The sequence below is a fragment of the Streptomyces sp. 130 genome, from assembly GCF_007096885.1.
Lineage (GTDB): Bacteria > Actinomycetota > Actinomycetes > Streptomycetales > Streptomycetaceae > Streptomyces.
Genome location: NZ_VJNO01000015.1, coordinates 49,956 through 61,395, shown reverse-complemented (window position 1 = coordinate 61,395; position 11,440 = coordinate 49,956). Strand labels below are relative to the sequence as shown.

The 11,440-nt window shown below is 73.7% G+C and carries 12 protein-coding genes; 6 read left to right on the top strand and 6 right to left on the bottom strand.

Annotation, left to right across the window (positions count from 1 at the left end):
* Positions 1 to 99 precede the first annotated feature (99 nt).
* Positions 100 to 525 carry a hypothetical protein gene (locus FKN01_RS15505; protein WP_143620726.1) on the bottom strand — a complete coding sequence of 142 codons (426 nt, stop codon included), beginning with the start codon at positions 523 to 525 and terminating at the stop codon, positions 100 to 102.
* A gap of 173 nt (positions 526 to 698) precedes the next feature.
* On the opposite strand from FKN01_RS15505, the gene FKN01_RS15500 reads away from it, so the two are divergent.
* Positions 699 to 1,544, top strand: a complete 846-nt coding sequence (locus tag FKN01_RS15500) for a MurR/RpiR family transcriptional regulator (RefSeq protein WP_143620724.1) — start codon at positions 699 to 701, stop codon at positions 1,542 to 1,544.
* A gap of 52 nt (positions 1,545 to 1,596) precedes the next feature.
* Here the strand turns inward: FKN01_RS15500 and FKN01_RS15495 are convergent, their stop codons facing one another.
* The 4 genes from FKN01_RS15495 to FKN01_RS15480 all read right to left on the bottom strand — a co-directional run bounded on the left by FKN01_RS15495 (position 1,597) and on the right by FKN01_RS15480 (position 3,743).
* On the bottom strand, positions 1,597 to 1,971 hold the full coding sequence (locus FKN01_RS15495) for a hypothetical protein (protein WP_143620722.1): 375 nt from the start codon (positions 1,969 to 1,971) through the stop codon (positions 1,597 to 1,599).
* 82 nt (positions 1,972 to 2,053) lie between these two features.
* The gene (locus FKN01_RS15490; protein WP_143620720.1) at positions 2,054 to 2,509 is read right to left on the bottom strand and encodes a roadblock/LC7 domain-containing protein; all 456 of its coding nucleotides are present in this window, start codon (positions 2,507 to 2,509) and stop codon (positions 2,054 to 2,056) included.
* A gap of 38 nt (positions 2,510 to 2,547) precedes the next feature.
* Positions 2,548 to 3,288: a transcriptional regulator gene (locus FKN01_RS15485; protein ID WP_143620843.1), complete on the bottom strand. Its 741-nt coding sequence runs from the start codon at positions 3,286 to 3,288 to the stop codon at positions 2,548 to 2,550.
* A gap of 47 nt (positions 3,289 to 3,335) precedes the next feature.
* Complete coding sequence (locus FKN01_RS15480) at positions 3,336 to 3,743, bottom strand: hypothetical protein (protein WP_143620718.1); 408 nt, start codon at positions 3,741 to 3,743, stop codon at positions 3,336 to 3,338.
* Positions 3,744 to 3,977: 234 nt separating this feature from the next.
* Here FKN01_RS15480 and hutU point away from each other — a divergent pair, with 234 nt between their 5' ends.
* From hutU to hutI, 4 genes are all read left to right on the top strand, one after another.
* Entirely contained in the window at positions 3,978 to 5,639 is a 1,662-nt protein-coding gene (hutU, locus tag FKN01_RS15475) for a urocanate hydratase (protein ID WP_143620716.1), read from the top strand.
* 134 nt (positions 5,640 to 5,773) lie between these two features.
* Entirely contained in the window at positions 5,774 to 6,985 is a 1,212-nt protein-coding gene (locus FKN01_RS15470; RefSeq protein WP_143620841.1) for an allantoate amidohydrolase, read from the top strand.
* Positions 6,976 to 8,361 carry a formimidoylglutamate deiminase gene (locus FKN01_RS15465; RefSeq protein WP_143620714.1) on the top strand — a complete coding sequence of 462 codons (1,386 nt, stop codon included), beginning with the start codon at positions 6,976 to 6,978 and terminating at the stop codon, positions 8,359 to 8,361. Before FKN01_RS15470 ends, FKN01_RS15465 begins: the two co-directional genes overlap by 10 nt.
* Positions 8,362 to 8,414: 53 nt before the next feature.
* Positions 8,415 to 9,587 carry an imidazolonepropionase gene (gene hutI, locus FKN01_RS15460; protein WP_143620712.1) on the top strand — a complete coding sequence of 391 codons (1,173 nt, stop codon included), beginning with the start codon at positions 8,415 to 8,417 and terminating at the stop codon, positions 9,585 to 9,587.
* Positions 9,588 to 9,686: 99 nt separating this feature from the next.
* Here hutI and FKN01_RS15455 read toward each other — a convergent pair whose 3' ends face one another.
* The gene (locus tag FKN01_RS15455) at positions 9,687 to 10,592 is read right to left on the bottom strand and encodes an RNA polymerase sigma factor SigF (RefSeq protein ID WP_143620839.1); all 906 of its coding nucleotides are present in this window, start codon (positions 10,590 to 10,592) and stop codon (positions 9,687 to 9,689) included.
* 289 nt (positions 10,593 to 10,881) lie between these two features.
* Here FKN01_RS15455 and FKN01_RS15450 point away from each other — a divergent pair, with 289 nt between their 5' ends.
* Positions 10,882 to 11,250 (top strand): STAS domain-containing protein, encoded by a 369-nt coding sequence (locus tag FKN01_RS15450; protein ID WP_143620710.1) that lies wholly within the window; start codon positions 10,882 to 10,884, stop codon positions 11,248 to 11,250.
* Positions 11,251 to 11,440: the final 190 nt, after the last annotated feature.

The following is an 11,440-nucleotide window of genomic DNA, read 5'->3' as shown; positions in this document are numbered from 1 at the left end:
GAAACCGGGGGTGCGGCGGTCCCCGCGACTGCCGTTTCCCGCGCGGCTCGCCGCGTCCCCTGCCACGCACGCGTCCGGCCGACCCGTCGGGCGTGCGGCTCAGTCCTCCCAGCCGGAGGCCGTCCGCCGCTCCTCGCCGCCCCGGAACAGCCGCCTGCCGTGGCCGGCCTGGAAGGCGTTGACCCCGACGATCCCGAGCCAGGCCACGACGAGCCCGCCGATGCCCGCCTGCGCGACGCCGATCGCGGACAGCGGAATGGCCAGGACCAGCGAGATGATGCCGAAGCCGTAGCGCTCGCCGAAGTGCCCGTACGGCCGCTCCGGGGACCGCATGCCCCGCGCGACGGCGGTCCGCTCCTCGGCGAGGTGCCGCCGGACCCTGCGCTCGAGCGTGGCGTCGAGCCGCTGCTCCACCTTCTCCAGGAACGACTCGGCGAGCGCGGAGTCGTAGTCGGCCCCCAGCTCGCCGCGGGCCTGCAGAGTCGCCTTGAGCTCCTTGTCGAGCTCGATGTCGGGTGCGTCCATGGTTCTCACGGTACGGAGCGGAGGCGGCCGGGACAGTGGGGCTAGCCCCCCGGTTTCGGGGCCGGCGAAGGGTCCGTACCGGCCCGTTGCATATGGACATGCAGACACCTTGCTGGCTGAATGGATTCGTCGGCGCCGGGCCGCGGCGCGGGCGGACCTACCGAGGGGACAGGATGAGCGGGAGCAGCCCGGCCGCGCGGTTGCAGGAGCTGTTCGAGGGGCGCCGGCTCACGCCCACGCAGCGGCGCATCGCGCACTCGATGGTGCGCCGGGCCGGAGACGCCCCGTTCCTCTCCAGCGTCGAGCTGGCCGAGCTGGCCGGGGTCAGCCAGCCGTCCGTCACCCGGTTCGCCGTCGCGCTCGGCTTCGACGGCTACCCGGCGCTGCGCAAGCACCTGCGCGAGGTCGCCCCGGCCGGGGCGGAGGCGGGCGAGGGCGACGAGACGTACAACGAGTACCAGCAGGCCGTCCTCGGGGAGATCGAGAACCTGCGCCACCTCGCCGAGCTCCTCGCCGACCCGGGCCCCGTCGAACGGGCGGGCCGGCTGCTCGCCGCGTCCCGTCCGCTGCCGGTGCTCGGACTGCGCGCGGCGTCCTCGCAGGCGCGCGGGTTCGGATACTTCGCGGCGAAGGTGCACCCGGACGTGCGGGTGCTCGACGAGGGCGGCAGCATGCTGCACGACCGGATCGACGCCGCCCGGCGGGCCGGGGCGACGGCGCTGATCTGCTTCGCGCTTCCCCGCCACCCGCGCGAGGTCGTGGACGCGCTGGCGTACGCGCGCGGCCGGGGGCTCACCGTGGTGTCGGTGGCCGACTCCGCGTTCGCGCCGGTGGCCCGCCACAGCGACCTGCTCATCCCGGCCGCCGTCGGCACCGGCCTCGCCTTCGACACGGCCTGCGCCCCGATGCTGCTGGGCCGGGTCCTCCTGGAGGCCATGTGCGACGGCCTGCCCGACGCCCAGGCCCGCCTGGAGGAGTTCGACGCGGGGGCGGTGGCGCGGGGGCTGTTCGTGGAGTGAACCGGGGCGGGGGCGGGCCGCGCGGACGGCCCGCCCCCGGGGACGGCCCCGGTCAGACCTCCAGGTCCGCCTCGATCTTCTTCAGCTGGTGGCGGGCCATCGCCAGGTTGGCGCGGCCGGCGTCGAGGACCAGGTAGAGGAACAGGCCGTTGTTGCCGCGGGTCTTGAGGAGGCGGATCAGGTGGTACTGCGTGCCCAGGGTGATCAGGATGTCCTCGATCTCGTCCTTGATGCCCAGGTGCTCCATGGTGCGGAGCTTGGCGCGTACGACGTCGGTGTTGCCGGCCGCCGCGACCTCCAGGTTGAAGTCCTTGCCGCCGCCGAGCGTGCCCAGTGCCATGCCGCTCGTGTAGTCGACGAGGGCGACACCGGTGGTGCCCTCGATGGACGACATCGCTTCCTTCAGTGACGTTTCGGTGTTCGCCATGAGTGGTGCTCCCTTTCTCTGACCGGCCACCACGGCCGGTTCGGTTGCGTGGTGCGGGTGGTGCGAGAGACGTTCGGTGCGCTCAGGTCGGGCGCTGCGGGAGGGCGCCCGGCTGTTGCGGGGCGCGCGGTGCGGGGGCCGGCTGCGGGGCGCGGGCCAGGGCGCGGTCGATCAGTCCGCCGATCCGGGAGCCGGCCCGGCGGCCCTCCAGATGCAGGCGGCCGACGTTGATCCGGTCCTCGGCGAGCAGGGTCAGGACGGCCTGGGACCCCGCCGCGTACGTCGCGATGTAGCCCGTCTCGCCGCGCACGAGCAGCTCGCGGAAGCCGCCCCGCCCGGTGGCCTCGGTCATCCGGATCGCGACGCCGAGCGCGGCGGCGGTGAGCGCGGCGACCCCCTCGGCCTCGACGCCCGGGGTGTCGTGCGCCAGGACGAGCCCGTCGGTGCTGGCCGCCAGGGCGCCGGAGAGGAGCGGGACCCGTGCCCGCAACCGCTGGAGCTCGGCGAGGACGTCCTGCGCTTCGGCTTCGGGCACCATCAGCTGTCTCCTTCCGGCACGCTGTCTGAGCGCGCGTATCACAGGGCCTCCAATGCGTCTCGGAGCCGGCGCAGCAGGGCGACGTCGGGGTCCGCCGTGACTTCGGGGAACGCGATCCGGGCCGGGTCCGGGGTGCCCGGGGCCGCCGGCGGGACCGGCTCGACCAGACCGGCCGCCGCGAGCCGCCGCAGGTCGACCAGGACGTGGAACGCGGACCTGCCGAGCTCCTGCGCGATGCCGGTGGCCGTACGCACCCCGTCCACCCGCTCCAGCACGCGGCGCCGGCCCGCCGGCACGGGCGCGTCGGACGGCCGGCCCGTCCGCGTCAGCGGGGCCGTGTCCACCGCGGCGTCCGGCCAGATCCCCTCCAGCAGTTCGCGGCGCCGCAGGGTCTCGCGCTGCACCGCGTCCACCGGGACCGGCCGCACGGGCCCGATCCAGTGCGCGACCCCGTACCGGAAGCGCGCGGGCGTCCGGGTCGGCGCGAGGGCGAAGAACGCCGCGTCGTACAGGGCGCCCAGGTGGCACAGCTCCAGCGCGCCGCCCGGCACCCGGCCGCTGTCCACGAGATGCCGGCCGACCCGCTGCCCGGCCCCCGCCTCGGCCACCGCGTCCCACCAGCCCTCGCGGCGCAGCGCACCGCCCCGGGTCAGCAGCACGTCGATCCCGGGCGTCGAGGGGGACTCGGCGTGGACGACCTCGCCGTCGGCGAGGTACAGCGTGCCCCGGTCGCGCATCAGGGCGCCGGTGGCCCGTTCGGCGGCGAGGCGCTGGAGCATCGGGGAGAGCACGGGGGCCGCGGTGTCGTCCGCGAGGGCGGCGGCGGTCACGCGAGGACCAGCCGCTCGGCGATCTCACCGAGGCGTATCCGGGCGAGCGCGAGATTGCCCTCGGCACGGTCCAGCCACAGGTGCAGGAAGACGCTGCTGTCGAAGTCCGTCTCCACGAACCGGAGGATGTGGTACCCGGCGCGGGTGGTGACGATGACGTCCTCGACCGGCGGGACGCTCCCGGCCGCGCCCGCCGCCGGCTCCGGCGACCCGAGGGCGAAGGCGGGCTGTTCGGCGGCCATCCGCGCCACCTCCGCCGTCTCCGCCGCGGTGGCCTCGTGGTCGCCGTTGGGCGACTCGCCGACGGTGCCGAGGGCGAGACCGCTCGTCCAGTCGACAACGGCGGCGCCCCTGGCACCGGGCAGTCTCATGACGTCGAGCAGGCACTCGTCGATTCCGGGCACGCGAATTCCCCTCCGACACGGCGTTCGGCTGTGACCCAGAGGCTACGCATCGTGCTCTCTCCTGGTGGAGGTTCTGGCATTTTCCATCGGTACATGCGGGTGGTTGGTGGAGAATGCCCCGCCGCGCGCGGCTTCTGACGTGCCGGTGAACCCTTGCGGCCCCGCCTGTTGACTGGGGGTATTCAGCCACTCAAGATGTGAATAGAAAAATCACAGTCGCGAGGAGGCACCGCCATGTCAGGACCCCGCCCCGTACGGGCGCCGCGCGGTACGGAACTGACCGCCCTGGGATGGCAGCAGGAGGCCGCCCTGCGGATGCTCCAGAACAACCTCGACCCCGAGGTCGCCGAGCACCCCGACAAGCTCGTCGTCTACGGGGGCACCGGCAAGGCGGCCCGCGACTGGCGCTCCTTCGACGCGATGGTCCGTACGCTGCGCACGCTCAAGCAGGACGAGACGATGCTCGTCCAGTCCGGGCGGCCGGTCGGCGTCATGCAGACGCACGAGTGGGCGCCGCGCGTCCTGATCGCCAACTCCAACCTGGTCGGCGACTGGGCGAACTGGGAGGAGTTCCGCCGCCTGGAGGCGCTCGGGCTCACCATGTACGGCCAGATGACCGCCGGTTCCTGGATCTACATCGGCACCCAGGGCATCCTCCAGGGCACCTACGAGACGTTCGCCGCCGTCGCCGCCAAGAAGTTCGGCGGGACCCTCGCCGGGACGATCACCCTGACCGCCGGGCTCGGCGGGATGGGCGGCGCCCAGCCGCTCGCCGTGACCATGAACGACGGCGTCGCGATCTGCGTCGACTGCGACCCGCGCGCCATCGAGCGCCGCATCGGGCACCGCTACCTGGACGTGCAGGCGGACTCCCCGGAGCACGCGCTCCGGCTCGCCGTCGAGGCCCGCGACGCCCGCCGCCCGCTCTCCATCGGCCTCCTGGGCAACGCGGCGGAGCTGCTGCCCCGGATGCTCGCCGAGGGCGCCCCCATCGACATCGTCACGGACCAGACCAGCGCGCACGACCCGCTGGCCTACCTCCCGGTCGGCGTCGACTTCGACGACATGGCCGCGTACGCGGCCGAGAAGCCCGCCGACTTCACCAGCCGGGCCCGCGAGTCGATGGCCCGGCACGTCGAGGCGATGGTCGGCTTCATGGACGCCGGCGCGGAGGTCTTCGACTACGGCAACTCGATCCGGGGCGAGGCGCGGCTCGCCGGATACGAGCGGGCCTTCGACTTCCCCGGCTTCGTCCCCGCCTACATCCGGCCGCTGTTCTGCGAGGGGAAGGGTCCCTTCCGCTGGGCCGCCCTGTCCGGCGAGGCGTCCGACATCCGCAAGACGGACAAGGCGCTGCTCGACCTCTTCCCGGAGAACGAGTCCCTGCGCCGCTGGATCGACATGGCCGGGGAGCGCGTCCACTTCCAGGGCCTGCCCGCCCGCATCTGCTGGCTGGGCTACGGCGAACGCGACCGGGCCGGCGAGCGCTTCAACGACATGGTGGCGAGCGGCGAACTCGCGGCGCCGCTGGCGATCGGGCGCGACCACCTGGACTGCGGGTCCGTGGCCTCCCCGTACCGCGAGACCGAGGCCATGCTCGACGGCTCCGACGCGATCGCCGACTGGCCGCTGCTGAACGCCATGGTCAACGTGGCGTCGGGCGCCTCCTGGGTCTCCCTGCACCACGGCGGCGGGGTCGGCATGGGCCGGTCCATCCACGCCGGACAGGTGACCGTCGCCGACGGCACGCCGCTGGCCGGCGAGAAGATCCGGCGGGTCCTGACGAACGACCCGGGCATGGGCGTGATCCGGCACGTGGACGCGGGGTACGAGGCGGCGGACGAGGTCGCTTCGGACAAGGGCGTGCGGGTGCCGATGCGGGAGGGCGACGCGTGACGGCCGGGCGGCCGGGGGGCCCGGACGGCGGCAGCGGCCCGGTGGGGGGCGCGGGCCCGACGCCGGGTGCGCGAGCCGCCGCGCCCACCAGTTCCGCCGTACGGAACGACTGCCCGCGCCCCGGCTTCCAGGCCATGTGGGCCGAGCTGGCCCCCATCGGACGGCACCCCGGCAGCGGGGGATACCGGCGGTACGCCTGGACCGGGGCCGACGCCGAGTGCCGGGCGTGGTTCCGGGCGCAGGCCGAGGCGCGCGGACTGGCGGTCGAGACCGACCGGAACGGCAACCAGTGGGCGTGGCTCGGGGACCCGCTCGCCGGGGACGCCGTCGTCACCGGCTCGCACCTCGACTCGGTGCCCGACGGCGGCGCCTTCGACGGGCCGCTCGGCGTCGTCTCCTCGTTCGCCGCGCTCGATGAACTCCGCCGCAGGGGAGCGGAGTTCACCAAGCCGCTGGCCATCGCCAACTTCGGCGACGAGGAGGGCGCCCGGTTCGGCCTCGCCTGCGTCGGCTCCCGGCTCGCGGCGGGGCAGCTGACCGTCGAGGCCGCGCACCGGCTGCGCGACGCGGACGGCGTCACCCTTCCCGAGGCCATGGCCGCCGCCGGGCACGACCCCGACGCCATCGGCCCCGACCCCGAACGGCTCGCCCGGATCGGCGCGTTCGTGGAGCTCCACGTCGAGCAGGGCCGGGCCCTCGACCTCACCGGCGACCCCGTCGGCATCGCCTCCGCGATCTGGCCGCACGGACGCTGGCGGTTCGACTTCCGGGGCGAGGCGAACCACGCGGGCACCACCCGGCTCGCCGACCGCCGGGACCCGATGCTCACGTACGCCGAGACCGTCGTCGCCGCCCGCAGGGTGGCGGAACTCGCGGGCGCCCTCGCCACCTTCGGCAAGGTCGCCGTCGAGCCCAACGGGGTCAACGCGATCCCCTCCCTCGTGCGCGGCTGGCTCGACTCCCGCGCCGCCGACCAGGGCACCCTGGACACCGTCGTCGCCGCCGTCGAGCGCGCCGCCCGGGAGCACGCGGAGCGGGCCGGCATCGGCCTCGACGTCGTCCGCGAGTCGTTCACGCCCGTGGTCGAGTTCGGGCACGCCCTGCGCGACGAGCTGGCCGCCCTGCTCAAGGGCTCCGAGCACGGCACCGGCCGCCCGGTCCCCGTGCTCGGCACCGGCGCCGGGCACGACGCGGGCATTTTGTCCGCCTCGGTCCCGACCGCCATGCTGTTCGTACGGAACCCGACCGGGATCTCGCACTCGCCGGCCGAACACGCCGCCGAGGACGACTGCGCGGCCGGGGTCACCGCACTCGCCGACGTACTGGAAGGTCTCGCGTGCCGCTGACCACGGAGGCGACGGGCACACCCGTCACCGAGACGTACTGGCTGTCCCACGCCTGGCTCGGCACCCATGTCGAGCCGGGCGTCGCCCTGGACGTGTCCGACGGGCGGATCGCCCGCGTACGCACCGGAGTGGACGCCGCGCCGCCCGGCGCGACCGCGCTGCGCGGGCTCACCCTGCCGGGCCTGGCCAACACCCACTCGCACGCCTTCCACCGCGCCCTGCGCTCGACCGTCCAGGTCGGCTCGGGCACCTTCTGGACCTGGCGCGAGACCATGTACCAGGTCGCGTCCCGGCTCACCCCCGACACCTACTACGCGCTCGCCCGCGCCGTGTACGCGGAGATGGCGCTCGCGGGCATCACCGCGGTCGGCGAATTCCACTATCTGCACCACGCGCCCGGCGGCACGCCCTACGACAACCCCAACGCCATGGGCGAGGCCCTGATCGAGGCCGCCCGCGCGGCCGGCATCCGGATCACCCTGCTCGACACCGCCTACCTCTCCGCCGGATTCGGCTCCGGGCCCGACGACCACCGCGAACCCGACCGGCACCAGGCGCGCTTCAGCGACGGGACCGCCGACGCCTGGGCCGAACGCGCCGCCCTCCTCAAGGGCGACGACCACACCGTCATCGGCGCCGCCGTCCACTCCGTGCGGGCGGTCCCGGCCGGGCAGCTCGCGACCGTCGCCCGCTGGGCCGAGGAGCGGCAGGCCCCCCTGCACGTCCACCTCTCCGAGCAGACCGCGGAGAACGACGCCTGCCTCGCCGCCCACGGACGCTCCCCGGCCCGGCTCCTCGCCGACCACGGCGTCCTCGGGCCCCGCACCACCGGCGTCCACAACACCCACCTCACCGACGAGGACATCGCCCTCATCGGCTCGACCGGCACCGGCACCTGCATGTGCCCGACCACCGAACGGGACCTCGCCGACGGCATCGGCCCCGCCGCCGCCCTCCAGCAGGCCGGCTCCCCGCTCTCGCTCGGCAGCGACAGCCACGCGGTGATCGACCTCTTCGAGGAGGCCCGCGCGATGGAGCTGAACGAGCGCCTGCGCACCCGCAGGCGCGGCCACTGGACGGCCGCCGCCCTGCTGCGCGCCGCCTCCGCCGACGGCCACGCCGCGCTCGGCCGGCCCGGAGCGGGCGTCCTCGAACCGGGCGCCCCCGCCGACCTGGTGACCATCGCCCTCGACTCCGTCAGGACCGCGGGGCCGGTGCCACGGCTGGCAGCGGAGACCGCCGTATTCGCCGCCTCCGCGGCGGACGTCCGCCACACCGTGGTGGCGGGGCGCCACCTCGTACGCGACGGACGGCACACGCTGGTGGACGACGTCCCGCGAGCGCTCGCCCAGGCCATCGCCGCCCTGCGCCCCTGACCAGCAGTCCGGCGTACTCCCCCGGCTCCCACCGCAAGGAGAGCAGTCCCCCCATGACGACGACCGCCATCACCCACATCTCCGCACTGGTCACCAACGACCCCTCCCTCGGCGACGAGTCCCCCCTCGGACTGATCCAGGACGCGGCCGTCGTCATCGAGGGCGACCGCGTCGTCTGGACCGGTGCCTCCAGCAAAGCACCCGCCACTGACAACGCCGTCGACGCGGGCGGCCGGGCCGTGCTCCCCGGCTTCGTGGACTCCCACTCCCACCTGGTCTTCGCGGGCGACCGCACCCAGGAGTTCAACGCCCGGATGTCCGGCCGCCCCTACAGCGCGGGCGGCATCCGCACCACCGTCGCCGCCACCCGAGCGGCCACCGACGAACAGCTCTCCGCCAACGTCGCCCGCTACCTCGCCGAGGCGCTGCGCCAGGGCACCACCACCTTCGAGACCAAGTCCGGCTACGGCCTCACGGTCGAGGACGAGGCCCGCGCCCTGCGCGTCGCCGCCCGCCACACCGACGAGGTCACCTTCCTCGGCGCCCACATCGTCTCCCCGGACTACGCCGACGACCCCGCCGGATACGTGGACCTGGTCACCGGACCGATGCTCGACGCCTGCGCCCCGTACGCCCGCTGGATCGACGTCTTCTGCGAGCGCGGCGCCTTCGACGGCGACCAGGCGCGGGCGATCCTCACCGCCGGCCGCGCCCGGGGCCTGCACCCCCGGGTCCACGCCAACCAGCTCGGCCACGGCCCCGGCGTCCAGCTCGCCGTGGAGCTCGACGCCGCGTCCGCCGACCACTGCACCCACCTCACCGACGCGGACGTGGACGCCCTGGCCCAGTCGGACACCGTCGCCACGCTGCTGCCCGGCGCCGAGTTCTCCACCCGCGCCCCCTGGCCGGACGCCCGCCGGCTGCTCGACGCGGGCGCCACGGTGGCCCTGTCCACGGACTGCAACCCGGGCTCCTCGTTCACCTCGTCCCTGCCGTTCTGCGTCGCCCTCGCCGTGCGCGACATGGGCATGACCCCGGACGAGGCCCTCTGGTCCGCCACGGCGGGCGGGGCGGCGGCGCTGCGGCGGGACGACATCGGCCGGCTCGTCCCGGGCGCCCGCGCCGACCTGGTGATCCTGGACGCGCCCAGCCACGTCCACCTCGCGTACCGGCCGGGCGTGCCGCTCGTGCGCGAGGTGTGGCGCGCGGGCGCACGCGTGGTCTGACCCCCGGCCGGGCCCGGGAACGCGGAAGGACCCGCCCCCGTCCGGGGCAGGTCCTTTCCGGCTGTCCGCGCTGTCCGTGCGCCCGGCGCGGGAGGCGGCTCACTCGTCCAGCGTCAGGCCCTTGCGGAGCTTGACCAGGGTGCGCGAGAGCAGTCTCGACACGTGCATCTGCGAGATGCCCAGCTCCTCGCCGATCTCCGACTGCGTCATGTTGGCGACGAACCGGAGCGAGAGGATCTTGCGGTCGCGGCCGGACAGCGACGCGATGAGCGGCTTCAGGGACTCGACGTACTCGATGCCTTCGAGCCCGTGGTCCTCGTAGCCGATCCGGTCGGCCAGCGCGCCCTCGTGGTCGTCCTCCTCGGGCTTGGCGTCGAGCGAGCTCGCGGTGTACGCGTTGCTCGCGGCCATGCCCTCCACGACCTCGTCACGGGTGAGGCCGAGGCGGTCGGCGAGCTCGCCCACGGTGGGCGCCCGGTCGAGCCGCTGGGCGAGCTCGTCGCCCGCCTTGGCCAGGTCGAGCCGCAGTTCCTGCAGGCGGCGCGGGACGCGCACGGACCAGCTGGTGTCGCGGAAGAAGCGCTTGATCTCGCCGACGATGGTCGGCATCGCGAAGGTCGGGAACTCGACGCCCCGACTGAGCTCGAAGCGGTCGATCGCCTTGATCAGGCCGATCGTGCCGACCTGGACGATGTCCTCCATCGGCTCGCTCCGGGAGCGGAACCGGGAGGCGGCGAACTTGACCAGGGCCAGGTTCAGCTCGACGAGGGTGTTGCGTACGTAGGAGTACTCCGGCGTGCCCTCTTCGAGGTTCTCCAGCCGGGTGAAGAGCGTCTTCGACAGGGCCCTGGCGTCCAGCGCCCCCACCTCGGTGTAGGGCGGGATCTCGGGAAGTCCTTCGAGTCCTTCGAGTCCGTCGAGCGCTTCGGTGTGTGATTCGGTCAGTCCCTGAGGACATGCCGACGGCGCGTTGTGGGTACGCGGTACGTCGAGCCGGGGTGACATGAGGGTCTCCTCCATCGTTCTCGGCATATGGCTGCCGATGCCCATACGTGTTCCTGCGGTGAAGCGGCGCCTCCGAAGCCGGTCGCGTTTTTTTGGGGTCCCTCTACCCTTACCCGCTCGCCATGACTCGGTACAACCACCAATTGACCAGCTATGTCCGCTTTGTTGAGGTCTCCGGCTACCGCGTGGCCCAGGGAACGCGTAGTGTTCCAAGAACATCAGTGACAGCTGGACACGCATCCGCAGGTGTGGTGATGCGGACAGTGACGAGCGGTGAAGAGGGACGGGCATGGACCGCGGGACGGTCGGCAGTGCGAACCGGGGTCGGCTTCAGGTCGAGGTCCGGACCGAGGGGCGCAGCGAGGTGGTGACGCCCGTGGGTGAGCTCGATCACCACACGGCGGATCTGCTGCGCGAGCCGCTGGAGAGCGCGGTCGACCAGGGGCGTGCGCGCCTGGTGGTCGACTGCTCGCGACTCGACTTCTGTGATTCCACCGGGCTGAACGTGCTGCTCGGTGCACGCCTCAAGGCGGAGGCAGCCGGGGGAGGGGTTCATTTGGCCGCGATGCAGCCCGTGGTGGCACGGGTCTTCGAGATCACCGGGGCCGAGGCGGTGTTCGCCGTGCACGCCACCCTCGCCGAGGCCCTGGAGACCTGACCGCGCCGCGTTCCGGTGTGGCCGGCCGCCTCGCGCGTCGCGTGGGTTACGCGATACGCGAAGCGGTAAGGGGTGTCGTCCCGGTTCGGCCGGGCAGGAGATCTTCCGGCGAGCCCGGGCGGCCCGGCCCTCCGTGCCTGTGAGGTTCCTGTATCAGTGTCCGTATCGGTATTCGTACCGGTATGGGTAG

What these genes read in the sequence shown, in the direction of transcription:
- FKN01_RS15490 (WP_143620720.1), bottom strand. Translation starts at nt 2,509, where the DNA reads ATGGTGCCCGAAGCCGAAGCGCAGGACGTCCTCGCCGAGCTCCAGCGG.
- FKN01_RS15495 (WP_143620722.1), bottom strand. Translation starts at nt 1,971, where the DNA reads ATGGCGAACACCGAAACGTCACTGAAGGAAGCGATGTCGTCCATCGAG.
- hutU (WP_143620716.1), top strand. Translation starts at nt 3,978, where the DNA reads ATGTCAGGACCCCGCCCCGTACGGGCGCCGCGCGGTACGGAACTGACC.
- FKN01_RS15450 (WP_143620710.1), top strand. Translation starts at nt 10,882, where the DNA reads ATGGACCGCGGGACGGTCGGCAGTGCGAACCGGGGTCGGCTTCAGGTC.
- FKN01_RS15470 (WP_143620841.1), top strand. Translation starts at nt 5,774, where the DNA reads ATGTGGGCCGAGCTGGCCCCCATCGGACGGCACCCCGGCAGCGGGGGA.
- hutI (WP_143620712.1), top strand. Translation starts at nt 8,415, where the DNA reads ATGACGACGACCGCCATCACCCACATCTCCGCACTGGTCACCAACGAC.
- FKN01_RS15500 (WP_143620724.1), top strand. Translation starts at nt 699, where the DNA reads ATGAGCGGGAGCAGCCCGGCCGCGCGGTTGCAGGAGCTGTTCGAGGGG.
- FKN01_RS15455 (WP_143620839.1), bottom strand. Translation starts at nt 10,592, where the DNA reads ATGTCACCCCGGCTCGACGTACCGCGTACCCACAACGCGCCGTCGGCA.
- FKN01_RS15485 (WP_143620843.1), bottom strand. Translation starts at nt 3,288, where the DNA reads ATGCTCCAGCGCCTCGCCGCCGAACGGGCCACCGGCGCCCTGATGCGC.
- FKN01_RS15505 (WP_143620726.1), bottom strand. Translation starts at nt 525, where the DNA reads ATGGACGCACCCGACATCGAGCTCGACAAGGAGCTCAAGGCGACTCTG.